Origin of the sequence: Thalassolituus hydrocarboniclasticus, assembly GCF_025345565.1 — a bacterium.
Taxonomy (GTDB): domain Bacteria; phylum Pseudomonadota; class Gammaproteobacteria; order Pseudomonadales; family Oceanobacteraceae; genus Venatoribacter; species Venatoribacter hydrocarboniclasticus.
The window spans coordinates 3,252,529-3,277,362 of sequence record NZ_CP054475.1; the positions used below are offsets into that span (position 1 = coordinate 3,252,529).

26 protein-coding genes are annotated in these 24,834 nt (G+C 54.9%); 15 read left to right on the top strand and 11 right to left on the bottom strand.

The annotated features are described in order from the left end of the window. Positions 1-31: 31 nt before the first annotated feature. Entirely contained in the window at positions 32-736 is a 705-nt protein-coding gene (locus HUF19_RS14515; protein WP_260997289.1) for a DUF2846 domain-containing protein, read from the bottom strand. 192 nt (positions 737-928) lie between these two features. On the opposite strand from HUF19_RS14515, the gene HUF19_RS14520 reads away from it, so the two are divergent. Further along, positions 929-1,420: a hypothetical protein gene (locus HUF19_RS14520; RefSeq protein ID WP_260997290.1), complete on the top strand. Its 492-nt coding sequence runs from the start codon at positions 929-931 to the stop codon at positions 1,418-1,420. A 14-nt stretch (positions 1,421-1,434) separates the two neighbouring features. Then, positions 1,435-1,842 carry a hypothetical protein gene (locus HUF19_RS14525; RefSeq protein WP_260997291.1) on the top strand — a complete coding sequence of 136 codons (408 nt, stop codon included), beginning with the start codon at positions 1,435-1,437 and terminating at the stop codon, positions 1,840-1,842. A 7-nt stretch (positions 1,843-1,849) separates the two neighbouring features. On the opposite strand, the gene HUF19_RS14530 is transcribed toward HUF19_RS14525, so the two are convergent. Beyond that, positions 1,850-2,710 carry a hypothetical protein gene (locus tag HUF19_RS14530; protein ID WP_260997292.1) on the bottom strand — a complete coding sequence of 287 codons (861 nt, stop codon included), beginning with the start codon at positions 2,708-2,710 and terminating at the stop codon, positions 1,850-1,852. Continuing rightward, a complete protein-coding gene (locus tag HUF19_RS14535) occupies positions 2,710-3,528 on the bottom strand; it encodes a hypothetical protein (protein WP_260997293.1) in 819 nt (272 codons plus the stop codon). The genes HUF19_RS14530 and HUF19_RS14535 overlap by 1 nt, the downstream gene beginning before the upstream one ends. 309 nt (positions 3,529-3,837) lie before the next feature. Here HUF19_RS14535 and sodB point away from each other — a divergent pair, with 309 nt between their 5' ends. Next, complete coding sequence (sodB, locus tag HUF19_RS14540; protein ID WP_260997294.1) at positions 3,838-4,419, top strand: superoxide dismutase [Fe]; 582 nt, start codon at positions 3,838-3,840, stop codon at positions 4,417-4,419. 77 nt (positions 4,420-4,496) lie between these two features. Further along, entirely contained in the window at positions 4,497-5,084 is a 588-nt protein-coding gene (locus HUF19_RS14545; RefSeq protein ID WP_260997295.1) for a Maf family protein, read from the top strand. 69 nt (positions 5,085-5,153) lie between these two features. Here the strand turns inward: HUF19_RS14545 and gspD are convergent, their stop codons facing one another. The 4 genes from gspD to HUF19_RS14565 form a co-directional block, all read right to left on the bottom strand. Then, positions 5,154-7,061, bottom strand: coding sequence for a type II secretion system secretin GspD (gene gspD / locus HUF19_RS14550; protein WP_260997296.1), 1,908 nt, complete (start codon positions 7,059-7,061; stop codon positions 5,154-5,156). 12 nt (positions 7,062-7,073) lie between these two features. Next, entirely contained in the window at positions 7,074-7,919 is an 846-nt protein-coding gene (locus HUF19_RS14555) for a type II secretion system protein N (RefSeq protein ID WP_260997297.1), read from the bottom strand. Positions 7,920-7,976: 57 nt separating this feature from the next. Beyond that, positions 7,977-8,747: a type II secretion system protein N gene (gspN, locus tag HUF19_RS14560; protein ID WP_260997298.1), complete on the bottom strand. Its 771-nt coding sequence runs from the start codon at positions 8,745-8,747 to the stop codon at positions 7,977-7,979. Positions 8,748-8,930: 183 nt separating this feature from the next. Further along, positions 8,931-11,009: a neutral/alkaline non-lysosomal ceramidase N-terminal domain-containing protein gene (locus tag HUF19_RS14565; protein WP_260997299.1), complete on the bottom strand. Its 2,079-nt coding sequence runs from the start codon at positions 11,007-11,009 to the stop codon at positions 8,931-8,933. A gap of 220 nt (positions 11,010-11,229) precedes the next feature. Between HUF19_RS14565 and HUF19_RS14570 the strand changes: the two genes are divergently transcribed. Continuing rightward, positions 11,230-12,717 carry a hypothetical protein gene (locus HUF19_RS14570; RefSeq protein WP_260997300.1) on the top strand — a complete coding sequence of 496 codons (1,488 nt, stop codon included), beginning with the start codon at positions 11,230-11,232 and terminating at the stop codon, positions 12,715-12,717. Between the two features lie 40 nt (positions 12,718-12,757). Here the strand turns inward: HUF19_RS14570 and HUF19_RS14575 are convergent, their stop codons facing one another. Then, a complete protein-coding gene (locus tag HUF19_RS14575; RefSeq protein WP_366516512.1) occupies positions 12,758-13,048 on the bottom strand; it encodes a GIY-YIG nuclease family protein in 291 nt (96 codons plus the stop codon). A gap of 156 nt (positions 13,049-13,204) precedes the next feature. Here HUF19_RS14575 and trhA point away from each other — a divergent pair, with 156 nt between their 5' ends. The 3 genes from trhA to HUF19_RS14590 all read left to right on the top strand — a co-directional run bounded on the left by trhA (position 13,205) and on the right by HUF19_RS14590 (position 14,625). Next, on the top strand, positions 13,205-13,858 hold the full coding sequence (trhA, locus tag HUF19_RS14580; protein ID WP_145466404.1) for a PAQR family membrane homeostasis protein TrhA: 654 nt from the start codon (positions 13,205-13,207) through the stop codon (positions 13,856-13,858). 77 nt (positions 13,859-13,935) lie between these two features. Then, a complete protein-coding gene (gene arfB, locus HUF19_RS14585) occupies positions 13,936-14,370 on the top strand; it encodes an alternative ribosome rescue aminoacyl-tRNA hydrolase ArfB (RefSeq protein ID WP_260997301.1) in 435 nt (144 codons plus the stop codon). Between the two features lie 9 nt (positions 14,371-14,379). Further along, positions 14,380-14,625: a hypothetical protein gene (locus HUF19_RS14590; protein WP_260997302.1), complete on the top strand. Its 246-nt coding sequence runs from the start codon at positions 14,380-14,382 to the stop codon at positions 14,623-14,625. Positions 14,626-14,637: 12 nt separating this feature from the next. Here the strand turns inward: HUF19_RS14590 and djlA are convergent, their stop codons facing one another. From djlA to HUF19_RS14605, 3 genes are read right to left on the bottom strand one after another with little or no spacing between them, the layout of a single operon-like run. Next, positions 14,638-15,462 carry a co-chaperone DjlA gene (djlA, locus tag HUF19_RS14595; protein ID WP_260997303.1) on the bottom strand — a complete coding sequence of 275 codons (825 nt, stop codon included), beginning with the start codon at positions 15,460-15,462 and terminating at the stop codon, positions 14,638-14,640. Beyond that, complete coding sequence (murU, locus tag HUF19_RS14600) at positions 15,459-16,151, bottom strand: N-acetylmuramate alpha-1-phosphate uridylyltransferase MurU (protein WP_260997304.1); 693 nt, start codon at positions 16,149-16,151, stop codon at positions 15,459-15,461. The genes djlA and murU overlap by 4 nt, the downstream gene beginning before the upstream one ends. Next, entirely contained in the window at positions 16,148-17,203 is a 1,056-nt protein-coding gene (locus HUF19_RS14605; RefSeq protein ID WP_260997305.1) for an aminoglycoside phosphotransferase family protein, read from the bottom strand. Before HUF19_RS14605 ends, murU begins: the two co-directional genes overlap by 4 nt. A gap of 117 nt (positions 17,204-17,320) precedes the next feature. Between HUF19_RS14605 and HUF19_RS14610 the strand changes: the two genes are divergently transcribed. The 7 genes from HUF19_RS14610 to glpE are packed head-to-tail and all read left to right on the top strand — an operon-like array spanning position 17,321 to position 24,595. Continuing rightward, a complete protein-coding gene (locus tag HUF19_RS14610; RefSeq protein WP_260997306.1) occupies positions 17,321-19,834 on the top strand; it encodes an LPS-assembly protein LptD in 2,514 nt (837 codons plus the stop codon). Beyond that, the gene (locus HUF19_RS14615; RefSeq protein WP_260997307.1) at positions 19,824-21,104 is read left to right on the top strand and encodes a peptidylprolyl isomerase; all 1,281 of its coding nucleotides are present in this window, start codon (positions 19,824-19,826) and stop codon (positions 21,102-21,104) included. The genes HUF19_RS14610 and HUF19_RS14615 overlap by 11 nt, the downstream gene beginning before the upstream one ends. Then, positions 21,101-22,075, top strand: coding sequence for a 4-hydroxythreonine-4-phosphate dehydrogenase PdxA (gene pdxA, locus HUF19_RS14620; RefSeq protein WP_260997308.1), 975 nt, complete (start codon positions 21,101-21,103; stop codon positions 22,073-22,075). The genes HUF19_RS14615 and pdxA overlap by 4 nt, the downstream gene beginning before the upstream one ends. Position 22,076: 1 nt before the next feature. Then, entirely contained in the window at positions 22,077-23,006 is a 930-nt protein-coding gene (gene rsmA, locus HUF19_RS14625) for a 16S rRNA (adenine(1518)-N(6)/adenine(1519)-N(6))-dimethyltransferase RsmA (protein WP_260997309.1), read from the top strand. Further along, positions 23,003-23,380, top strand: a complete 378-nt coding sequence (gene apaG / locus HUF19_RS14630) for a Co2+/Mg2+ efflux facilitator ApaG/CorD (RefSeq protein ID WP_145466414.1) — start codon at positions 23,003-23,005, stop codon at positions 23,378-23,380. Before rsmA ends, apaG begins: the two co-directional genes overlap by 4 nt. A gap of 36 nt (positions 23,381-23,416) precedes the next feature. After that, positions 23,417-24,232 (top strand): symmetrical bis(5'-nucleosyl)-tetraphosphatase, encoded by an 816-nt coding sequence (locus HUF19_RS14635; RefSeq protein WP_260997310.1) that lies wholly within the window; start codon positions 23,417-23,419, stop codon positions 24,230-24,232. Positions 24,233-24,271: 39 nt separating this feature from the next. Beyond that, positions 24,272-24,595, top strand: a complete 324-nt coding sequence (gene glpE, locus HUF19_RS14640) for a thiosulfate sulfurtransferase GlpE (RefSeq protein WP_260997311.1) — start codon at positions 24,272-24,274, stop codon at positions 24,593-24,595. The last annotated feature ends 239 nt before the right edge of the window (positions 24,596-24,834 follow it).

The following is a 24,834-nucleotide window of genomic DNA, read 5'->3' on the forward strand; positions in this document are numbered from 1 at the left end:
GTCGGCCTATTGTACCCCAACTACTGCCGGTCTAGAACGGCCACCACTCCTCGGCTTTAGTTCTAGGCTTGGCTTTGGCGCCGGATTCATCGCTCACCTCTTCGCTATCGGCATCAGCGCTGCCACCGAAGACCTGCTCAGCCATTTCATCTTCTGCCACCGGACGTGGTTTAAGACGATCACGACCATGATGAATCATTTTAGTTACCGGCAACTCTGCCAGAGCAATACTTGGCGCCACCAGCTGTAATGGTCCATCCCCGAGAGGGATATCTTCCAGATCCGGCTCAACGGTTGGCGGGTCTATCTCAGAATAACGCAGGTAATACACTTTACCGGGCTTAACATCGAGTCTGAGCTGCGCCACCCGTTTAATTACAAAGTCGCCAACACCTTCAAGCCCGAGCAGACCGCGGCGGATGATGACATCGTATTCCCCCGGCTCCATTTCATACCAGGTGTAACCGCCGCCCTTAATATTGAACAGGCGCTCATCATTCACATTAAAGCTCGGAGTTTCCAGCTCATCCATCGACCACTGGGTAGCCGGACGATAAACGTAAATGAGGGCTGTATTTTCATAATCCCAGCGATAGCCGACGGCTTTAAAAGGCTGTCCATCCGGCTCGGATACGTAGGAGCCGAAACTGTCACCAATGGATTGATGGATGGTACATCCGCCCAGCAGCAACGACAGCAGCACGGAAGAAAGACCAAGCGAGACGATTTTTATCATTATTATTTTCCTGCCCGTATTGGGTAAAAGCTGTACCCGGCGACATAAAGCGCCTGCTTTGCTGCATCGTCAGCCAGGGTCCCTGCCCGGCAAAATTTACAGTGCAAAACCGGCTCACCAGTGTACATAAAAAACTCAGCTTGCTATGATGACATACTTACAAAAAATAACAAAAACAAAAGGGGTCAACTCATGGAAAGATCCTGTTTTATCATCGCCTGCATCCTTCTGCCACTGGCTGCTGCCCACACACAGGCGGCACCGGTGAATGAGTCTTACTATTCCTCTGATCTTGAGGATGCCGTTGCGGAAGCTAAACGCAATCCGGTCAACAGCGAGTACGTTGGCCGCTCCTGGTACAACCGCAGCACCTCCAAGAGCTTCCCGCTGCCGAAACTGCTGAATACCGAAATGGATGCCGAAGTGGTAGAAGGCGCTATGGGCCCGACCGCAGCCGGTGAAGCGGCCGCCCTCGAAGCTCAGCAACCTGTGCGTGATATCGCTCAGGGCCGCAAAAGCAAGCAGGAAACCCTGGCCGAAGCCAAGAAAAAGCAGGATAAGCCGGACGAAGAACGGGTTGTTGAACGCTCGCAGGAAATTCACGTACGCGAAGCCCGCTCGAGAGACAGCCGCGTAACGGACATCCGTGCCACCGTAAACATCAAGGCCACTTACAAGCCCTGAGCGCCGAGGTCATTATGAGAACAGCTGCGATCAGCCTGCTTACTCTGTTAGCCGCAACGACGCTCAGCGTCCGTGCGGCCAATCCTCATGATGAGTATTATTCGAACGATATTTTTACAGCAATCGAAGAAGCCAAGCAGCGTACCCACCATTACGACTACAGCCGGGCACAGCGCTATAACCGCTCGACGTCGCAGAGCATTCAGTTCTCAAGGTTGCTGAACAAGGAGATGGCGCAAACCATCGTTGAAACACCGGACAGTATTGATGTTGATCCTAAAGCAGAAACCAGCGACAAACTGGATACAGACTCTCTGACACCACAGGACAGTGAGAAAATGCCGGCGATCGATACAGCACCACCATCCCTGCCCTCCAACGTCAGCATCGGCACCACCTCGGTAACCATCACCGTACGCTGACAGGCATTTACGCCAGCAATGAAGCGCGGATCCTGACGCGTAAAGGTGTCGCCAGCTGCAACAGCATACGATCCCGTAACCAGAGCGGGCGCAGGTCGTCAGGCAGCTGCGGCTGCAGTACTTCCTGACAGGTCAGAACCTCTTCCAGAGCATCCAGAGCCGCCAGTGAATAGTGCTGTGGCGAGGCAGAGAAAATATCCGCCAGATGCCCGGCCGCTGCCAATAATTGTTCACCTTCTCCGCCGCTATGGGTATTTGCCAGCAACCAGCCACTGAATGCCAGCGCAACATGCACATCTTCCCAGTAGCGGAAAGGCTTATTCAGCTGACGATGAGCATCATGGCAACGGTAGGCCGAGGTGATGTTTACATTGGTGAAGCGTACCGGGGTATGGGGAACATCCGCTAAGAAAGGCTGCTCTTTACGCGCAGCCAGAACTTCAATCCCTGTCGCATCTACCGCTACCTGCACACACAGCAGATCATCATCGCAGGCAGCAACCACATACAGCAGGTCGAGCCCACGGCTGGCCAGCATGACATGGGATTTTTCGCCATTCAGACAGGAAGTTTGTGCGTCAAAGCGGGTCTGCATCTGCCGCAAAGAACGTAATCCGGCTTCAGAGATACAGAATGCCGCCCAGGCGTCGGCAGCAAGTTGCGGATCAAGCTGACGCATCGCCGCCTGATAACCGCAGAAAAACGCAGTGCCCGGCGTCGCCGCACGCTGACCGTATTGCCAGGCGACTTCTATGGATGTGAGGGTGCAGAAAGAATTGGCAAGCTCACGCCGCAGCTGCGCCGCATCCTGCTCAAGAGACAGGCGTGGTGCCGTAGCACCACGCTGACATAATGCGGACAGCGGCATTATTGTGCGCCGCCACCCAGCGCATTCTGAATGCGGTCCAGACGGATCTGAATATCTTCAATTTCCAGCTTCATATCGGCCAGATTACCGCCAGCGCCACTCTGACGCATCTTGGTCATAGCCGCTTCCAGAGACTGAATAGACTCGGTGTTCTGCGCCACGCGCAGCTCCGTTTCCGCAGGCATCGACAGCACCTGAGCTTCGACTTTGGCTATCTTCTTCTTCAGGTCAGCAATACCAGCATCCAGTTTCTTCTGTAATGCAGCATCGCTTGCTGCCAGAGCTTTCTGCTGTTTGTCATTGCTGGCCTTCAGTTCTTTATCCAGACCGGCCAGCGATCCTTTTAACGACGTGATGGCTTTTTCATTGCTGGCGATATCAGCCTTATTACGCTTATTCGCCACATCCCAGAGTTTACGGATTTCGGTATCGTGTTCTTTGATAATTACTTTCAGAGCATCCAGCGACAGGTTGGCATTTTCACCAGTAACCGACAGTTTCTCATTCAGCACATTAATATTGGCAGCCTGGCTTTTCAGCAGTGCTTCAGCATTGGCAAACTGTCCCTGCAGAGTCTGTAACTGCGTAAACAAAAAGGCGGCCAGACCACCCATTGCCACAGCAACGACCAGCGCCACAACAGCCAGCGTCTGTTTCTGTACTGGCGCGGCTACAGTCGCTGCAGCCGATGGACCGGCTTTTGCCGCTGCTGCACGCTGGGCCGCAATACGACGAGCCTGCAACTGCTTCTGACGCAGGGCAATATCTTCCTGCGATGGCTTCATATCCGGCACCAGTGGTTCTTTTTCTTTATCCATTTTTTTGCCCCCACGAAAACGTCATCATTATTATTGCGCCCAGTATAACGGCATCTGCCGTCAGGATGAATTGCGGGCGCTGTTATTCTTCCCCGCCATCAGCACCAGGCCAAAGGCTTACTGCATGCGACAGAGACAGTCTGTTCAATACCCCTACAAACCTCATGAATAGCACCCTAAATACAGTGGTGCTATGATTCGGGCTCTAAAGAAGCTCTGCCAGCCTGGTATTGTAAAAGCCAATCCTTACAGAGCTTCGATAATTCAGCAAGATATGCAACCTGACTCAGTAATGAATGGAGATACACCATGGCATTTGAATTACCAGCCCTGCCGTACGCAAAAGACGCACTGGAACCACACATTTCTGCCGAAACCCTGGATTTCCACCACGGCAAGCACCACAACACCTACGTGGTTAAGCTGAATGGCCTGATCGGCGGCACTGAGTTTGAAGGCAAAACTCTGGAAGAAATCATCAAAACTTCTTCCGGTGGCGTATTCAACAACGCAGCTCAGATCTGGAACCACACCTTCTACTGGAACAGCCTGAGCCCGAACGGCGGTGGCGAGCCTACTGGCGCTGTTGCTGATGCGATCAACGCTTCTTTTGGCTCTTTTGCTGATTTCCAGGCCAAATTCAACGATATGGCTGTTAACAACTTCGGTTCAAGCTGGACCTGGCTGGTGAAAAAAGCTGACGGCGCTCTGGACATTGTTAACACGTCCAACGCTGCAACCCCGATCACCGAAGGCCTGACTCCACTGATCACTGTTGACCTGTGGGAACACGCTTACTACATCGATTACCGCAACGTACGTCCTGATTACCTGAAAGGTTTCTGGGCTCTGGTTAACTGGGAATTCGCCAACGCGAACTTCGCTGCTTAATCAGCCTTTGTGGTAAAAAGAAAACCGGGTTTTTACCCGGTTTTTTTATATCTGCGTATCTGCAAAACGGTAAAACTATGAAGCTACTGCTCGCCTCCGGCTCGCCGTACCGCCGTGAACTACTGGCCCGGTTACGGATTCCTTTTGACTGTGCCAGCCCTGATATTGACGAAACACCATCGGCAAACGAATCGCCGCAGGATTATGTCGCCCGCCTGGCGTACGAAAAAGCCCGGGCACTGGCCGCACAATATCCGCAACACTGGATCATTGGCAGCGATCAGACCTGTGTATTAAACAACCAGATCTGCGGCAAGCCCGGTAACCACGACAACGCCGTTGCCCAACTGCAACGCGCCAATGGCCAGCGCGTCAGTTTTTATACCGGTCTGTGCCTGCTTAACAGTGACAGTGGTGAATATTATTCGCTGACAGAGCCTTTCCATGTGCATTTCCGCAATCTCAGCGATGCAGAGATCGAACGTTATGTCACACTCGAGCAGCCTTATGACTGTGCCGGCAGTTTTAAAGTGGAAGGGCTGGGTATTAATTTATTTGAAAAACTGGAAGGTCGTGATGCCAACAGTCTGATCGGACTGCCATTAATCGGACTGTTGGATTTAATGCGCAAGGCCGGACTGCAGCCGCTGGAGCTTGCTCAATAATTTAACAAAGCCATAAATAAAAAAGCCCCGTAAAACGGGGCCTTATGATTCTGAATCACAGCAAGAAGATTACTCTTTATCGCGATTAACCGGTAAACCCTGAAACAGTTTTTCTAACTGAGCATCAACATCTTCCTGGCCAAGTCTATCCGACAGACTGAACTCCCAGATGCCATTGTATTTATCTTCCGTCAGTTTACGCGCAACGCCGGTATTGTTAACAATGGTCGGGCGCAGGAAAACCATCAGGTTACTCTTTACCTGAGTGACCGACTTCGACTTAAACAACCAGCCCAGCAGTGGAATATCGCCCAGCAATGGTACTTTGCTTTCCACTTCACGGATATCGTCACGGATCAGACCACCCAGCACGATGGTTTCTTCGTTTTCCGACAAAATCATGGTTTTAATGGAACGCTTGTTGGTGATCAGGTCGGCACTGCCATCGATGGTGGTTTGCGATACTGATTCAGCGGTTGCTTCCACTTCCAGACGAATGGCTTCGCCATCGTGAATGTGCGGTTTAACCTTGAGTGAAATACCCACGTCTTTACGGTCAATGGTGGTAAAGGGGTTGGTATTGCTGCTTGAGGCGGTCGAGCCGGTGCGGAAAGGAACGGTCTGGCCGACAATAATTTCTGCTTCCTGGTTATCCAGCGTCATGATGCTCGGCGTCGACAGCAGGTTGGTCAGACTATTACTCGCCAGTGCCTGCAGAATCACACCAAAATCGACCTCACCATTTACTTCATGATAACCACCGATGGTCAGACCGCTACCGATGGCAGCCGCCGGATTACCGGTCGCAATTCCTGTCGCAATGGTGCTCAGCGACGGGCCGGAATTGGAGAAGTTGGTACCTGCAACCGGCGCATCCAGATTACCGGTCGCCCACTGCACGCCCAGCGCATCAGTGATATCGCCGGTAACCTCAACAATCGCAGACTCAATAAGCACCTGTGCACGGCGCACATCCAGCGCAGCAACCAGCTCTTCAATTTCTTTCATCAGAGAGGGCTCAGCGCGAACCACCAGCGCATTCAGCTCTTCATCGGCATGAATACCGGCCTTACCTTTCGCCTGAGTAGCATCTTTATCGGCGGCGGAAGAGGCATCAGACATCAGGTTTTTCAGCAGCTCAGACAGTTTTTTCGCATCGGCATACTGCAGACGGATAACCTTGGCGCTGCCGGAGAAATAGGATGGCTGATCCAGTTCTTCGATCAGTTTACGGATACGTTCACGGGCGCTTTTCTCACCTTTTACGATCAGGCGGTTACTGCGCTCGTCAGCTACCACACGAATGGAACCGGCGGTATTTTCGTTGGCGTTGGCAGCTGTCCCCTGTGACACCTTGGCCGGATCGAGACTCTGCAGCATGGTAACCACGTTACCAACCCAGGCCTCTTTCAGCTGGATGACCTCCAGCTCTTCGCTGCCGGATTTATCCAGACGGTCAATGATCTGTTCGATACGCTGAATATTGGCGGCATGATCAGAAATAATCAGGGCATTGGCGGATTTAACCCCGGCCAGATGACCATATTTAGCCACCAGCGGACGCAGAATCGGTACCAGATCGAGCGCCGGGGTGTTCTTAATCATAATAACTTTGGTCAGCAGCTCCTGGCTGTCGACGGCGACTTTTTCATCCAGATCACGTCCCTGCTGCTTCACTTCGTTCTGTTGCACAATCAGGATTACGTCACCAGCCGGTACGGCAACATAGCCCTGTACCTGCAACACGGACAAAAACAGCTCGTAAACGCCTTCTTTGTTCATCGCTTCGCTGGAAAGCACGTTTACTTTGCCTTTAACCCGCGGATCGACCACAAAGCTTTTACCGGTAATATCAGCGACCTGACTGATAAAGGCGCCGATATCCGCTTCTTTCAGATTAATCTGCCAGCTGTCCTGCGCGGCCTGTGTTACGGCGCTGACCAACAGCATAATGACGAATGCCCACTGCTTTAACACACTCAATATCCTTTAATTAATCTTGTGATTAACAACAAAACGGCTGTTGCCACGCTGCACTTCAATGCGTGCGTTACCTTCACTGCTGACCTGTTGCAATAACTGCTGATCACTCTGCGGATCTCCCAGCGCCTGTCCGTTAACCGACAGTACAATATCTCCGGGCTGCATCTGCAGTGCCGTCAGAACGGAGCCGGCTTGTACACGGTAGCCCTGACCTGAGCCAATGGCTTCCAGACCCATTTCACGCATGGCCCCTTCCGCATCTCCGGCAACCTCTTCGGTAACCATATTCATAAATTCTGACGGGCTGCGAACCTGTTTGAAGCGCTCACGCAAAGAGCCACTGCGTTTTACCTCGGCACGCGGGGCACTCACAGCGCGGGCGCTGATGCCGGCACTGGATTCTTCATCGAATTTCAGGGTTTCGAGTTTGCCGTTGGTATCGAGGATGACTTTATCATCATAGACGCCGGCCAGACGTGTGCGCCCCTGTACCGCATCACCGATGCGGTAGAATTCTCCGAGGCCGCCTTTCGGCGCAATAATGGCACTGGATGCTTCGGCACGGGAACTGCGGGTAACGCCCAAAAGCTGCAGACGCAAGCGGGTATCCGGTGCATCGACCTCTTTGGCGACCGCCTGAACCGGCTCTGCCGTTACATCACCGAACAGGTGATACTGGCCCGCGCCACTCAGCATGCCGCTGTTTTGTGCTCCATCACGGGCCTGCGACGGCGCTTTCAGCAGCAACGGCTCCGGCGCCACAATAAGCCAGGTCAGATGCGCAAGCTGCCAGGATAACAGGACGGTCAGGGCAGTCTTGCCCAGCACCAGCGTCCAGCGCTGCCAGCTCATTAACTCAGCCACCTTGTCTGCCAAAACGTTCTTACTCCGTAAACGAAGCGCCCAAGGTTACAGAACCTTATGAGACACTTCAAAAATTACTGTTTCTTCGGTGGCTTCGGCTGGCCACTTCTGTCCTAACACATCCAGAAAACGCCGGCGGATAGCGATCCCGCCCCAGCCGTCCTGCTGCATAAAGCCCTGGATCAGTGCCTGGCCCTCTGTTGTTTCAATGTTCAGCACAGCTTTTTCCGGCTCCATCCCCAAAGTGCCAATCAGCATCGGCATGGTGGCGCGGATAGGCTTGTTATCTACCGGGAAGCCGACCTCTCCACCGCTGTACACCAGTCGGCCGGAGACATCGGAGAATTGCCGGGTCTGCAGATTGACACTGGCCAGCAGGCGGTTCAGTTCAAACTCGCCGGCGACCGATACCCGGTTACGGCTCAGCAGACGCTGAATTTTGTCCGCGTTGAGATAACCATCGGCGCCGAGAATCTGCAATTGCTGATCCAGACCAATGCGGGCGGCGCTCTTTAAACGCACACCATCGCCCAGCACGCTGAAGTCAAAATCGGCGCGACCAGCCAGTAACGCCAGAGGGCTAAGCTGCCAGCGGGCATCGAGACTGCCCAGATCCCGCAGTTGCGGAACAGCAAAACGCATACGTCCTTCCCACAAGGTACCGGACACCTGCTCAATTTTTAACGGCAAGCGCCCTGCCTGTGGCTCAACATAACGCCAGACAAAATGCAGCGGTGTATTGATGACAAGAACAAAAATGAAGGTTAAAACGCCCAGCACTACAAACCAGCGGGCCGTCCAAATGGCTTTGAACATGATATTTGTTGTTATCCCTGAAACTATCAGCGGGTCATTCTACTCAACGGGGGCGCCAAATCTAAAGGAGCAATGTGACATTACTGTAAAAAAGCCGGAGATTCGTACAGAAACTCCGGCATCAGGCGTCAATTCCGGCGCTGCGACGGGCTTATTCCAGCACGCCACAGCCCGATTCAGGCGCTATTCAGCTAAGGCTACGCCTTCTCTGTCGTTATCACTGAAAGTAAAGCCGGCCGATGTTATCCGTGGCTGGTTATCCCGCGCTTCGATCACAAAACGGTATTCGCCCCCGGCTACCGGGTTATACCAGCGGCTTTCGTATTCCGCCATGCCGTTATCGCCGTCATCCAGATAACGCACTTCAATATCGTAGCCATCATCGTGCACCGGCTCGCCATTAATCACCAGCTGCTGCCACTGATCGCCAACTTTATGCTCAACGCGAACCAGTCGCTGATCAAAGGCAATCTGATCCGGGCCGATATCCAGCCAGCGTACCGCAACGTAGTTTTCTTCATTGGCTTCTTCAGCACTTACCTCATGCGGAAGCTGCAGCCATTCACGCTTGCCGGTACTCGCCACAGGTTGCGGCAGGAAGTGATTAACCTTCAGCTCATAACGCCATTCCGGTTTTAATTCCTGCACGCGGCCATTCTGCAGAAAGTCCTGCGCCAGCGTACCCAGCTGTGCTGCCAGATAAGGCGTGGTGTACTGGCCATACAGTGTGTGGCCGCCTTCATAGTTCTGGCGCGAGTATTCTTCCGGCGTGGTGGTGTAGCCAAAGTAACCGTTGGCATTGCTGGCCACCCAGACGTATTTCACGTCCTCACCGGCAGCAGCAAAAGTGTCACTGACGGCGGCCGAAATCCGGCGACCGGATTCAGTCGTGGTTTCAAACGGCAGCGGCAGAACCACCATGTCGTTAATGCGCAGCAGCTGGAACATCACGGTATTCGGGAAGCTGTCTTTCGGCTCCAGCAGCGGCTGCAGGAAAGAGAACCCCAGATGGCGCTTGTTACCCTGACAACCGTCTTTAAAGAACCACCAGCGGCGCGCCATGATATTGCCGCCATGGAAGAACGGAATTGCGCTCAGCCATGGGGTGCGGCGTTCATACGCACCGGCGGCAACAGTATTACCTACCGCACCGTCTTCACAGATGGCCACATCACCGGCTTTGTTATGTTCGCGGATGTTCAGCTCGCGCGCTGCGCTGGCCAGCTGAATATCACCGCTCAGTTGCGAGCCGAGAGATTCGAACAGGCTGATGGCCTCGGCACCAATACCCTGACCCAGTTTTTTCGCAGCTTTCCAGTCAACATCAAAATGGCCGAAGTAGTTGTCACCATGCTCTTCCAGAGCCGGTGCCATATCACCCTGAGTACCGGTGCTCAGAGCATGTACCACCGGCCAGGTCGTTTTGTAACGGGAGCGGATTGTCCATTCCAGATCTTTCTGTGCGTAGGCAAACAGGTCGGCGTTATACACTTCAACCGGAACGCTCAGGGCCGTGGCATGTACTGAGAAACTGGAGAAAGCGCCCAGTGGTTTGTATTGTCCATCATCATCTCGCACATCCACCCGCACCATATAAAGAGATGGATTAACGGCTTCAAACTTAGCCTGCGGATCATCCAGGTCCACTCCCTGCACATCACTGTTCAGCACATAAGAATCAAGCGCCCGGTTACGGTTATAGCCGTAAATGTCTTTTTTACCGGTGGCGATTTTAGCCGGACGGCGTGATTCATAAGCCTGAATAATACCGGCGCTGATACGGCTTGCGGCAAATTCCAGAAAGTCCGGCTCAAGCCACTGACCGCTGGACATATGCTTGTTATAAAAATCGTTATCAAAGAAATTCACCGGCGCCGAGTGGCTGTGGGAAGCCGTAATGGCAATATCACCCGGCTTGAGCCCGGTTTTTTCCGCAACACGTGCGGCCACTTCATGCTGCAGCAACAGCGAGGCGGCGGTCAGGTCGGTCTGCACCAGCGCCACGGACTGCCCTTTACCATCATTGATATACACCACCCGCGCCTTGATACGGGTACGGAAGCCCTGGCCACGGTTAGCCATCACCGAATAGCCACCCATCGGCATACCTGGCGGCGGCGTAATATCGACCGATACGGCACCCGCCGTCGCTGACTTTTCTGTAGCAACACTTTGAGCAGCAGGCTGGGGGACAAAGATTTCCTGAGTAGCTGCGCAGCCTGTCAGCGAGACAAGCGTCAGCAACGAAAGAAGAACGCGCATGAGACTGGACCTTTATTGTTATTGTCTGGCATTTGTGTACTTTTGTACCACACCAGCATTGAGCGGTCACTATCCAAACCTGCCAATACAGGCCAGCCGCAGTACAGAAACACTCTGACCTGTTGCATCAGACGAACAGTGAAATGCCACACACTGTATGCAACGATTAATTGATATCTATTATCATTCCGGCATTGAGAACAGGACGTCCGGAGCCTCTATGCGTTTTACCCCCTTCATTCCTGCCCTGCTGGCTTTTACCTCAGCACTCAGTGTTGCCGCGCCACGCGATATCTATGACAGCGACCACAACGGTCTGATTGAAATCGAAGATCTGCAGGATCTGAACGAGATCCGTAATAACACCGCGACCGAACACCCAACAGAAATTCAGGGCACCCATCTGTACGGCGCCAATGGCGGTTGTCCGGCCAGCGGCTGTAATGGCTACGAGCTGACCCGCGACCTGAATTTCGATACCAACGGCAATGGCCGCTTTGATGAGGGCGATCAGTTCTGGAATGACGGCAAAGGCTTTGAGCCGATTGGTAACTTCAACCTGAAGTTCGCCACGGAATTTCACGGTCAGGGCCATGCGTTGCACAACCTCACGATCAATCGTCCCGGCGAGTACTTCACCGGACTGTTCGGCTATCTGGAACTCGCCAGCATTCATGACCTGAAACTGACCGCCGATGTTAAGGGTGGTGGTAACTCCGGGGCATTGGCAGGCTACGCCTGGCGCAGCCTGTTCCAGAAAATTGAGGCCGAGACAAAAGTAACGGCTACCGCCAGTGAAGTACAAAACTGCCAGCCGTTCTGCGATGCCCGTGATAACGGCGGCCTGATCGGTTCAGGTGAAGAGCTGACCATCAACCGCATTCTGCTGAAAACCACCATCAGCGGTGAAGAGAACAGCGGCGGACTGGCTGGCTACCTCAGCGACAGCAATGTTGATGAAGCAGGCGTACAAAGCAACGTCAGCGGTGATCAAAATATCGGCGGTCTGGTTGGCAGAATGACTGCAACCTCGTCCACAGACCCGACCATCAGCAGTACGGTTAAACGCAGCTTTGTCGCCTCCACAACCAGTGGCCGGACCCAAATCGGTGCTCTTGCAGGCGCCATGAACAAAACTGACATCAGCGACACTCTGACCAGCGGTAGCGTTAATCTCGACGAACAGATTTATGCCCGTGCCGGTGGCATTGCAGGCTCAATGGAAGACAGCTCGCTGTTACGGGTGATCGGTACCGTGCGTCTGCCAGAGAAAGACGAAAACCCCACCCGCTTTATCGGCGCGCTGACCGGTGAAAGCGGTGGGATGACACTGACTGATGTAACAGACACCCACGCTGCCCGTGATCTGGCAAAGCGTGCCGAAGGTAAAGGATACGGTTCCCTGATTCCGAACCAGAACTTCGATCTGGCTCATATACAATGCGCCAGCGCTGCTGATGCCTGTGATGGCCTGCAGTTCAGCGGCTGGAACAACAGTAAAAACAGTCAGAATGAAACGCTGTGGGTGTTTGGCACTCAGGAGCAGGCTCCGGGGCTGAAACTCCCGCAAGCCATGCTGATGGATGGCAATGCTGATGGAATTATTGATGCGCCTTCCAGTGCCAAGCCCAACAAAAAATCCGGCTCCTCCGGTGGCGCCCTGATCTGGTTGCTGGCACTGGCTGCGGTTGTTCGTCGTCGCCGTTAATTCTTGCCTAAATGTCACAACTCCCTTGCCCGGAAAGACTTCAGGGCAAGGGACGTTCGCCGCGCACCAGTTTCTCTTTTTCCGCCTTAGGCAGCTTTTTCACCCGCATTTCCGCCCGCAGTGCATCGCCATGAGCACCCACCTCAGTCTGATAAACCAGCGCCAGAGGTCCGCGACCACGCAGGGCACGTGCGGTTTTAGCGCCATTAGCGCAATGTTCAGCGAAGCGCCGTTCTACATCGGTGCTGATGCCACAATACAGCTGACCACTGGCCATGCGGACAAGATACAGCTTCCAGCAGTGATCAGAATCCTGAGACGACAAAGACACGGTAAATCCTCAGTGCAGCAGGTTAAGTGAGATGAGGTTGAGCCGGAGCATACTAATTTAACAGGCCCGGATAAAAAGCCGTATCATAGCCGGGGCATCTGCAAATACTGCAGAGATGCTCCGACTCTCACCAAACCATAAATAAGTTGTAACGCTATGCATGCTGTTTTCCGTGATCCCATCAGTGGCCTGACCCATCTGGCCGGCGCTGTTTTTGCCATTGTCGCCCTCTGTATTCTCGCCGCTCAGGCTGCCATGTACGGCGGTGTCTGGCATATGGTGTCCTTTATGATTTTTGGTGCCACGCTGCTGCTGATGTTTGCCAGCAGCACGGTGTATCACATGATCCATGCTTCAGAAGAGGTCATTCAGTGGCTGAAGCGCATCGATCATATGGCGATTTTTTTGCTGATTGCCGGCACCTATACACCGATTTGTCTGGTGCCTCTGCACGGCAGCAGCGGCTGGTGGTTGTTTGGCGTGGTCTGGGGACTGGCTCTGACCGGTGTCATTCTTAAACTGGTTTGGATCAGCGCGCCACGCTGGTTCTCCACCGTCATTTATGTGCTGATGGGCTGGCTGGTGGTGTTTGTTTATCCACTGCTCGATCAGATTCCCGCCGGTGCACTGGAATGGATTACCTACGGCGGCCTGAGCTACACCATTGGTGCGGTGGTCTACGCCACCAAATGGCCGAACCCCTGGCCGAAATGGTTTGGCTTCCACGAAATCTGGCATTTATTTGTGATTGGCGGTGGCTTCTGTCATTTCTGGGCCATTGCCTTTCATCTGGCCAAGGTACCAGTCTAAAAAGTACCGGTCTAAAGGCACCGGTTAAAAGCACGGATTAAAACCAGCCATTAAAAAAGGCGACGTTAAAGCAACGCATGAACGATATTACCGACCCGCTGTTTATCAGCCACAGCGTCAGCATTCCCTGGTCTGACATCGATATGACCGCGATACGCGCCCAGGGCGCCGGCGGTCAGAACGTGAATAAAGTGTCCAGCGCCATTCATCTGCGCTTTAGCGTTCAGGCATCCAACCTACCGGAATTTTATAAAGAAAAACTGTTAGAACTGCGTGATCAGCGCATCACTCAGGACGGCGTTATTATTATCAAAGCGCAGCAATACCGCACACAGGAACAGAACCGGCTGGATGCCCTGACCCGCTTACAGCAATTAATTCAGAGCGTAACCAAAGTTCAGGCCAAACGCATCGCCACCCGTCCGACCCGTTCCGCGAAAAAGAAACGGGTCGACAGTAAAACCAAACGCGGTGCGATTAAAAATATGCGCGGCAAGGTGAAGGATTTCTGAGAATTACGGATGCCTATAAGAAAAACACGACCGCCAGGCAAAGGCCCTTGGGAGTTCCTGCTCAATATTGTCAGCAAAGTGCTGCTACCGGTTATCGCAATTTATGCAGCATCCTGGATTCTTTCCAGCCGCTGGCCGGTAATCGGCTTTGCCCTGCTGTTGGTCAGCCTGATTATTACCCATCTGGAACTGCTCCGGCTTGGACGCTGGCTGGATAAAAAAGCCAGCGAACGCTTCACCCGCCCTGGTCGCTAGCAGGCATAAAGATTAAGCCCGCGCTTTGCGCACCAGATCGTAAGCGGTCTGGATTTCCTGGGTTTTTTCTTTCGCCAGTTTCATCATTTCTTCCGGTAAACCTTTGGCCACCAGCTTGTCGGGATGATGCTGACTCATTAAACGGCGATAGGCTTTTTTCAGTTCATCGTCGGTTGCCTCGGGGGTAACGCCCAGTACGGTGTAGGCATCGCGCAACTGACTTTGTGGCTGCGCACCCGGCCGCGACTGCTGCTGGCGCTGACCGGCACCGCGCATCGCCGCCTGCACCCGGCCATTAATCCATTCAAACTGAAAAGCACCGATATCCAGCGCGCGGCAGATGCGGTCAAACAGACGCCGCTCTTCAATCGACAGGCGACCATCGGCATAAGCCACGCTGAGCTGAATTTCGAGAAACATCTGCGCCAGTCCAGCACGCTGGGCGAACAGCTCACGCAACCGGTTCAGATCCGGCATTAAATCCACATCCGGGTCTTTGCCTTCGGTGAAAAACTGAATCGCATTATTACGCTGCGGCCCGGTCAGCCCCATCTGATCCATGATATGGCTGGCGGCATCAATTTCCTGCTCGCTGACCCGGCCGTCGGCCTTGGCCAGCCGTCCCATCACACGGAAAGTCGCGCGAAAGAACACCTGCTGCACCTGCGCCCGTTCGTTGTGGCTGCCGGCAACTGCCGAAGGCTCATGGCCAAGCAACACCTTCCCCAACGTCTGGTCAAACAGATGCCCGGCAAAGGCGCCGACCAGCAAACCAAAAGGGCCGCCGCTGAACAGGCCAATCACTGCGCCCATGGCTTTACCAAACCAGAAATTCATAAAGCCGTCGTCCGCAGATAATCATCCAGTTCTGCCAGCCGCTGTGGCGTACCGACATCCACCCAGCGCTGACGCAAATGAGTGCCGCCCACACGGCCGGCGTCCATTGCCCTTCGCAGTAACGGTGCCAGTGGAAAAGCCCCCGGCTCCTGAGCGTCAAACAATTCTGGCCGCAACACACTCAGACCACTGAAGGTCAGACGATCATGATGAATATTCCCGCCACTCAGAACCCTGCCATCACGCAGGGCAAAATCGCCGGCAGGATTATGTTCCGGGTTATCCACCAGCCATAAATGCGCCAGATCATTCGCCAGTGAAACCTGCAACGCCTGCTGGTAATCCCAGTCGGTCCAGACATCACCATTAACCAGCAAAAACGGCTCCTGCCCTGTTGCGGTTAATAAGGGTAACGCCTGCAGAATACCGCCACCGGTTTCCAGCGCACTGGCCTCCGGCGAATACTGAATCTGTGCACCAAAGGCCGAGCCATCGCCCAGCTGTTGCTCCAGCATATGGCCAAGCCAGGCGTGATTGATCACCAGTCCGGTAATGCCGGCAGTTACCAGCTTTTCAATGTGGTGAACAATCAGCGCTTTACCCGCCAGCGGCAGCAGCGGTTTGGGGCAGTTATCGGTCAGCGGCGCCATCCGGGTCCCGCGACCGGCGGCGAGAATCATGGCTTTCATTCAGCGCTGCTGTCACGACGCTGGTCAGTACCCGCAGCCGGCAGTTTATCCAGCTGTGGGATAAAGACCTCAGCCAGCCACTGATGGAAGGCGGCGCATTCTTCATAACGGCCACTGATTTCCAGCAGGTACTGACAGGTGTTAGGAATATCTGCCAGATAACCGCTCTTACCGTCACGCAGATTCAGGCGCGCAAAAATACCGGCGGCCTTTAAATGACGCTGCATTCCCATAAAATCAAAATCGCGCTGGAACTGGTTCCATTCGCCCAGATAAATGCCACGTGGACGCGCCTGCTGCCAGTAAGACGCCGCCAGTTCATCAACCAGCGTCGCCGGCCAGCGCACATAACAGTCACGCAGCAGAGACACCAGATCGTAGGTCGCCGGGCCTGCTACGGCATCCTGAAAATCAATCACACCGAGCGAACCGTCAGCGCGCAGCATCAGATTGCGTGAATGATAATCGCGGTGCACAGCCACCACCGGTTGCGCCAGCGCATTGGCCTTTAATAAGGCAAAGGTGTCGGCCAACAGCTGCTCTTCAGCACTGCTCAGCGTCATACCCAGCTGTTGCACACAGAGCCAGTCGCGGAACAGCGCCATTTCCTGATCGAGTAATGCCGCATCGTAAGGCGGCAGATTATCGGCCGGTAAATCCTGAATATGCAGCAACTGGGTAATGGCCTGTTCATACAGCCCCTGTATCGTCGCGCTGCTGACGCCATCAGCGTGCAGCGCCGGCCACAGCATCTGGTCGCCGAAGTCTTCCAGCAGCATAAAGCCCTGGTCAAAATCGTATGCCAGCACCTTAGGTACAGCCACATCGTGTTTGTGCCAGGCCTGCGCGATACGTACAAAGCGCGGGTTGTCTTCTTTCTCAGCCGGAGCATCAACGGCAATCCAGCTGTGGTTCAAGCAATGCAGACGGAAGTAGCGCCGGAAGCTTGCGTCTCCGGATACCATGTCCATTTCTGCGGTCACATCAAAATCGGAATGCTGGCGAATCATCGCCACCGCCCATTGAGCGAGATTGTCCCGCCGCTGATCCATGCTGGCCTCTCAGGGTTAGTCGTTCTAGAATTGGGCGCCTTGCGCGGCACCCCGGTTAATAAGTTACTGTGCGCGTTAAGATAACATACTCAATATGGATAGGCGCTACAGCCGCTCATGACTCAGATTTGTCCTTACATTCAGCGCCTGGTTCCCTTTTTCCTGCGCCCTGCCGCCCGCTTCAGCAAAGTTTTGCTGCCTGCTCCGCTGCTGGCAGGATCTGTGCTCAGTGCTCTGGCCATTATTCCCGCACAGGCAGAAGAACAGGCCAGCGCCGCACCGCTCATTAACACCAGCACGCACCCTCTGAGCTGGTACGACCGCGCCGAGCTGAGCGCAGACGAACAACAGGCACTGCCGGAATTCTGCAGTGGTAATTACCGTATTCCCGCCATCACTGCGCTGGATTCTGACCGTATTGAAGCAGAAGCCGACAACTCCACCCTGAATAAAAACGGCGACACCGAAATGAGTGGTGACGTGTTACTGCAGCAACAGGACCGCGTATTACGTGCCGACCGTGCCAGCTGGTATCAGAGCCGTGGCTATGGTGAGTTTCATGGCAACGTGTCACTGCAGGCACCTCAGGTTGTGCTGCAGGGTGAATCGGCGAGCATCAGCCAGAGCAACGGCGAAGTGCATTTTTACGAAGCCGAGTATTCTGTACCGGAACGTCATTTCCGTGGCTCCGCCGGCCATATCGAAACCCTCGAAGCCGGCCAGATTAATTTAACCGACGCCACCTTTACCTTCTGTGAGCCCGGCCAGAACGACTGGGATCTGGCGGCCAGCGAACTGCACCTTGACCAGAATAAAGGCATCGGCAGCGCCTGGCATACCCGCCTGCGCGTGGCCGAAGTACCGGTGCTGTACATTCCTTATTATCGCTTTCCGATCGGCGACCAGCGCATGACCGGCTTCCTTGACCCGAAATTCACCCTGAATGAATTCGGTCAGGCAGAAGATATTCAGCTGCCGTTTTACTGGAACATTGCCGCCAATGCCGACGCCACCATCGTGCCGCATCATATTCTCGACCGCGGCATGCTGTGGGAAACCCAGTTCAGACACAAAACCCGCTGGTTTGGTGACGGCGAACTGAACTACGGTTACCTCAATAAAGACGCGACCGAAGGCGAAGAGCGCTGGCTGGTGAATTATCAGCAATCCGGCAAGCTGGGCGCTGGCTGGCAGCACCGCTGGGTGTACAACAACATCAGCGACAAAGACTACCTCAGCGATATGAACCCGACGGCGGCCGTTAACCGCACCACTCACCTGCCGCGCCGCGGTGAAATTCTCTGGGATCAGAATAACTGGCATTTTGATATTACCGCCGAGAGCTTCCAGACCATCGACGAAACCATCGCCCTCGGTAACCGCCCTTACCGTCGCCTGCCGCAGCTGAACCTGAGTTATCAGCCGCTGGTGATCAATGCCCTGCAGATTCAGCAACGCCTGCAGGCCACCCGTTTTACCCGTGAAGACGAAGCCATTATTAACGACAGCGAACAAACCCTCAGCGGCTTTGCTGCCCTGAATGGCGACCGTCTGCTGTCCGACACCAGCATTGCTTATCCGCTGGAATGGCCGTTTGGTTTTCTCCGCCCCAAGGCTGAATATCGCCAGCGCAGCTATAACCTCACCAACGCCGATGACACCCTTGCCGACACCGAGCTGGATGTCAGCCAGGGAACCGGCCGCTACAGCGTCGATGCCGGTCTGTTTTTTGAGCGCGAATTCGACTGGTTTGGCAGCGACTATCAGCAGACGCTGGAGCCACGCCTGTTCTGGGTGAAAAGCCCGTATCTGGCCGGGCAGGATCAGATTCCTAATTTCGACAGCACCAAAACCACCGTCACCTATGCCAGCCTGTTTAACGGCGACCGTTTTACCGGTGGCGACCGTCTGGCCGACCTTGATCAGGTCAGCGCCGGTCTGACCACGCGCTTTATCCGCGATGACGGTCTGGAACAATTCCGCGCCAGCGTCGGTCGTATCTGGTACAACCAGGACCGTCTGGTGCAGCTGAACGGCAGCACCGTGCCTGACGCGGATACTCAGGCCACATCCAGTACGCTGGGCGAAGTGGAATGGAACCCGGATGAAAAGTGGTCGCTGTACCACACGCTGGAATGGGATACCTATGAAGACTTCGCCCGTCAGCGTCGTTATGGTGTGCGCTTTGAAGGGTTGAATAACCGCTTCCTGAACCTTGCCACCAACACGGTGCAAAGTTACAACAACACAACCGATAAAGTGCTGACCAGCACCAAGCAGCTGGATGCAGGCTTCTTCTGGTCGCTGACCGACCGCTGGGCACTGGTTGGACGCCAGCTGCGCGATTTGCGCTCTTATGACAGCAACAGCACCGAGAAAAAGCCGGTCAGCCCGGTGCTCGAATCCCTGGCCGGTATCGAGTACCAGAACTGCTGCTGGCGGGTACAGATGCTGTACCGCGAAACATCGCCCAAAGATACCGATGCTGATGCCGAATTCAGCACCGACAAACGCTACGGCTTCATGCTCAGCATTCAGCTCAAAGGTCTCGGCAGCTTCGGCAGTGGCACCGACGAAATTATCAGTGAAGGCATAACCGGATACTCAAGACGACAATACCATGACTATTAAAACCCTCCTGCTCAGCAGTATTTTTGCCCTGGCAAGTCAGCACGCGCTGGCTGCTCCGGTACCCATTGATGAAGTGGTCGCCGTTGTTGATGACGACATCCTGATGGCCAGTGAACTGACTGAACGCATTGACAGCGTAAAACGCCAGAATGCCGGTGGCGCTCTGCCGCCGGCCGATGTGCTGCGTGCTCAGGTGCTGGAGCGCATGATTCTGGAAAGCATTCAGCTGCAGATGGCTGACCGCGGCGGTATCCGTATCAGCGATGCTCAGCTGAACGAAGCATTGGGACGCATTGCTGCACAGAACAATATGACGCTGCCGCAGTTCCAGAAAGCGATGGAAAAAGAAGGTGTGTCCTTTGCCAGCGCCCGCCAGCAGATTCTGAATGAAATGCGCATATCCCGTGTACAACGCTTTCAGGTCGGTGAGCGTATTCAGATTACCGATCAGGACGTCGATTACTTCCTCGCCTCCGATCTGGGCAAAATGGCTTCTGCCGCGGAATACAATCTGGGCCATATCCTGATTGCCGTGCCTTCTGAAGCCTCACCGGCCGATCTGCAGGCCGCCGCTAAAAAAGCCGAAATGCTGGTGAAGAAACTGCGTAATGGCGCCGATTTCCGCCAGATGGCCATTGCCGAATCCAGTGGCCGCACCGCCCTCGATGGCGGCGATCTGGGCTGGCGTAAAGAAGCCCAGCTGCCGGGCATCTTTGCCCCGGTGGCACCTAAGCTGCAGGTGGGTGGCATTTCCGATCCGATCAAAAGCGCCAGCGGTTATCACATCATCAAGCTTAAAGATAAACGCGGTGGCAACACCCAGCTGATTACCCAGACCAAAACCCGCCATATTCTGATCCGCACCAACGAGGTACGCGACCAGCAGCAGGCAGAAGAGCTGATTAATCAGCTGTATCAGCGCCTGCAGGCCGGTGAAGACTTTGCTGCTCTGGCGCAGGAGTTCAGCGATGACCCGGGCAGCGGCGCCAGTGGCGGTGATCTGGGCTGGGTTAATCCGGGCGACATGGTGCCGGAATTCGATGCCACCATGCAGCAGACCGGTGCCGGAAAAATCAGCGCGCCATTCGAGAGCCAGTTCGGCTGGCACATTCTGCAGGTTGAAAACCGTCGCCAGACCGATGTCGGCGCCGAGAACCAGCGCAATCAGGTGCGCCAGATGCTGTATGGCCGCCGCTTTGAAGAAGAACTGCCGATCTGGCTGCGTAAGATCCGCTCCGAAGCCTATGTTGATATCAAGGAGCGTCCATGACGCTGCGCCTGGCCATTACCGTCGGAGAGCCTGCAGGCATTGGTCCGGATCTGTGCATTCAGATTGCACAACAGCCGCATAGCTGCGAACGCGTCGTCATTGCCGACCCGGATCTGTTAATGCAGCGCGCAGAGCAGCTTGGCCTGCCACTGCGTCTGCGTGAGTTTGACCCGGCCGCTGAAGCCATGGCCAGCACCGCCGGCGAGCTGACCGTCTGTCCGGTCAGCCTGCGTGCTCCGGTACGTGCCGGACAACTCGACAAAGCCAACAGCGCCTATGTGCTGGAAACCCTGCGCGTCGCCGTACAGGGCGCACTGGATAAACACTGGGCCGGTATGGTGACCGCCCCGGTGCACAAAGGCATTATCAATGACGCCGGCATCGCCTTCAGTGGTCATACCGAATACTTCCGCGACTACTGTGGCGTTGAAGAAGTGGTGATGATGCTGGCCACCAGCGATCTGCGCGTGGCCCTGGTAACCACTCACTTACCGCTGCGCGCCGTCGCCGATGCCATTACCCCGGATCGCATCAAACGCGTAACCCGTATTCTGCATCACGATCTGCAAACCTTCTTTGGTGTCGCCAAACCGCGCATTCTGGTTGCCGGTCTGAATCCGCATGCCGGAGAAGATGGCCATCTTGGCCGTGAAGAGCTGGATATTATTATTCCGACCCTTGAGCAGCTGCGCGATGAAGGCATGGATCTGATTGGCCCACTGCCCGCCGATACCCTCTATACTCCCAAGCATCTGCAACAGGCGGACGCAACCCTGGCCATGTATCACGATCAGGGCCTGCCGGTGCTCAAGTTTCACGGCTTCGGCCGCGCCGCCAATATAACCCTGGGACTTCCCGTAATCCGGACTTCGGTCGATCATGGTACGGCGCTCGATCTTGCCGCTACCGGACAGGCTGACAGCGGCAGCCTGCTGACCGCCATCGAAGTCGCACTGCAAATGGCAAACTGACATGACAAGACACAACTCCAAAGCTCCGGGCAATGCCCATAAGGCTCAGGGTCACGTACCTAAAAATCAGGGTCACGTTCCGAAAGCCCAGGGCCATAAAGCCCGTAAGCGCTTTGGTCAGAACTTCCTGCACGACCATCATGTGATTGATAAGATCGTGCGTGCTATCAACCCGAAGCACAGCGATGCGCTGGTCGAAATCGGCCCAGGTATGGGCGCCCTGACCGAACCATTGTTAGACGCCTGCGGTAAGCTCGACGTGGTTGAACTCGACCGCGACCTGATCCCGATTCTGCGCACCAAGTTTTTTAACTTTCCGGAATTCCGTATCCACGAAGGCGATGCGCTGAAGTTCGATTTCAGCCAATTGCTGCAACCGGGTCAGCAACTGCGGATTGTCGGCAACCTGCCGTACAACATTTCCACGCCGCTGATTTTCCACTTCCTGTCCCATCACACCATCGTGCAGGACATGCACTTTATGCTACAGAAAGAAGTGGTTGATCGCCTGGCGTCCGGCCCCGGTACTTCCGACTACGGCCGCCTGGGCATCATGGCGCAGTACTACTGCAAGGTGGAGCCGCTGTTTATCGTTGGCCCGGGCTCGTTTAATCCGCCGCCCAAGGTCGATTCCGCCATCGTGCGCATGAGCCCCTACGATGTGCTGCCTTTCCCGGCGAAAGACACCAAAACACTGGAACGCGTGGTGCGCGAAGCCTTCAGCATGCGCCGTAAAACCCTGCGCAATACCCTGAAAAACCTGATCAGCGCCGAACAGCTGGAAGCCATTGGTATTGATACCACGCTGCGCCCGGAGCGTCTGACGCTGGAAGAATACGTGCGCATCGCCGATGCCGTTTACGAACTGCAGCAGGCTGACGCCGATGCCGCGCCTGATGCAAACGCGGACGACAGCGGAGAACAGGCATGAGCCTCGACGACAGCATTGTGGTCAGCGTGCAGTGTGAATACCTTGAACAGCAGTCGGTGCCGGACGAAAAGCGTTTTGTCTTCGCCTACCATATCGACATTCATAACCGCGGCGAGCAGGCCGCAACCCTGCGCTCACGCCACTGGTTTATTGCCGACGGCAACAATGATGTGCAGGAAGTCAAAGGCGAAGGCGTGGTCGGCGAACAGCCGACCATTGAGCCGCATGAAAGTTACCGCTACTCCTCCGGCGCCGTACTCGCCACACGGGTTGGCAGCATGCGCGGTTATTATGTGATGGAAGCCGATGACGGCACTCTGTTTCACGCCACCATTCCGGTGTTTACCCTGGCGACGCCCAACGCCCTGAACTGACATTCGCCCACAACGCCTCGACGAGAAAATTACTAAATGGCAATATACGCAATTGGTGATATTCAAGGTTGTTACGAACCTCTGCAGCGCCTGCTGGCACTGGTGCAGTTTGATCCGCACAAAGATCAGCTGTGGCTGGCCGGCGATCTGGTGAACCGGGGTCCGCAATCGCTCGAAGTCCTGCGTTTTGCCAAAAGCCTCGGCCACCGCGTGCGCTGCGTGCTGGGTAATCATGATCTGCATCTGCTGGCCATGCATTACGGCGGCCACAGCAGTCGCAGCAGCGATACCCTGACGCCGGTGCTCAATGCTCCGGACCGCGATGAGTTGCTCGACTGGCTGCGCTTTCAGCCTCTGGTCGTGCTGGATGAAGCGCGTAACTGGTGCATGAGCCACGCCGGTATTCCGCCCGCCTGGAGTGCACGCAAGGCACGCAAACGGGCACAGGAAGTCGAAGCCGTGCTGCAGAGCGAAGACTGCACTGAGTTCTTCCGCCAGATGTATGGCAACCTGCCCGACCAGTGGCAGAAAGGTCTGCAGGGCATGGAGCGCCTGCGTCTGATCGTCAATTATCTGACCCGGATGCGCTTTATCAGCCCGGCAGGCCAGCTCGACCTGCTCAGCAAAGAAGGTCTGGATCAGGCGCCGCCGGGTTACCAGCCCTGGTTTGAAGCGGAAAACCGCGCAGCAGCAACCACCCGCCTGCTGTTTGGCCACTGGGCGGCGCTGGAAGGCAAAGCGAATGGCACCAATGTTTATGCTCTGGATACCGGTTGTGTCTGGGGCGGAGAATTATCAGCCCTGCGTCTCGAAGACCAGCAATGGTTCCGGGTGCCGGCTCAGACCGTATAACACAGCCCCATACAACAGCGGGGCCAAGCGAGGTAATACATGAGTGCGTTTAAACATATTACAGCCGGTGATGCCAAAGCCCTGTTTGAGCAGGGCAATGCTGCCATCGCCGATATCCGGGATGCCATGAGCTATTCCGCCGGCCATATTCGCGCGGCAAAGCGGGTCGATAACCAGAATCTGACAGAATTCATGGCGGCCACAGCCAAAGATCAGCCGCTGGTCGTCTGCTGCTACCATGGCAACTCCAGTCAGGGTGCTGCACAGTTCTTCGGCGAGCAGGGCTACACCAATGTCTACAGCCTGGATGGCGGTTATGAAATGTGGAAGCTGGCATTCCCGGAATGGTGCGAGCACAGCTGATAACACCGGCCACAGCAAACGCTGTGGTCTCCCCTCTCCTTTTCCCCTCCATTGAATCTGAGCCATACCCGGCGTTACTGAAGCATCCCTTCTATTCCGTTCAGTAATAAGCGGCACGCTCAATGCATAATTAAATTCAGGTTGATCAGGGCGACAAAAAACAGTCACCCCGGATCTGAAATCCAGCCTTAAAAAAGCGTGTAATAAAATTATTTAGTGGCACGACTCAACCAAACTGA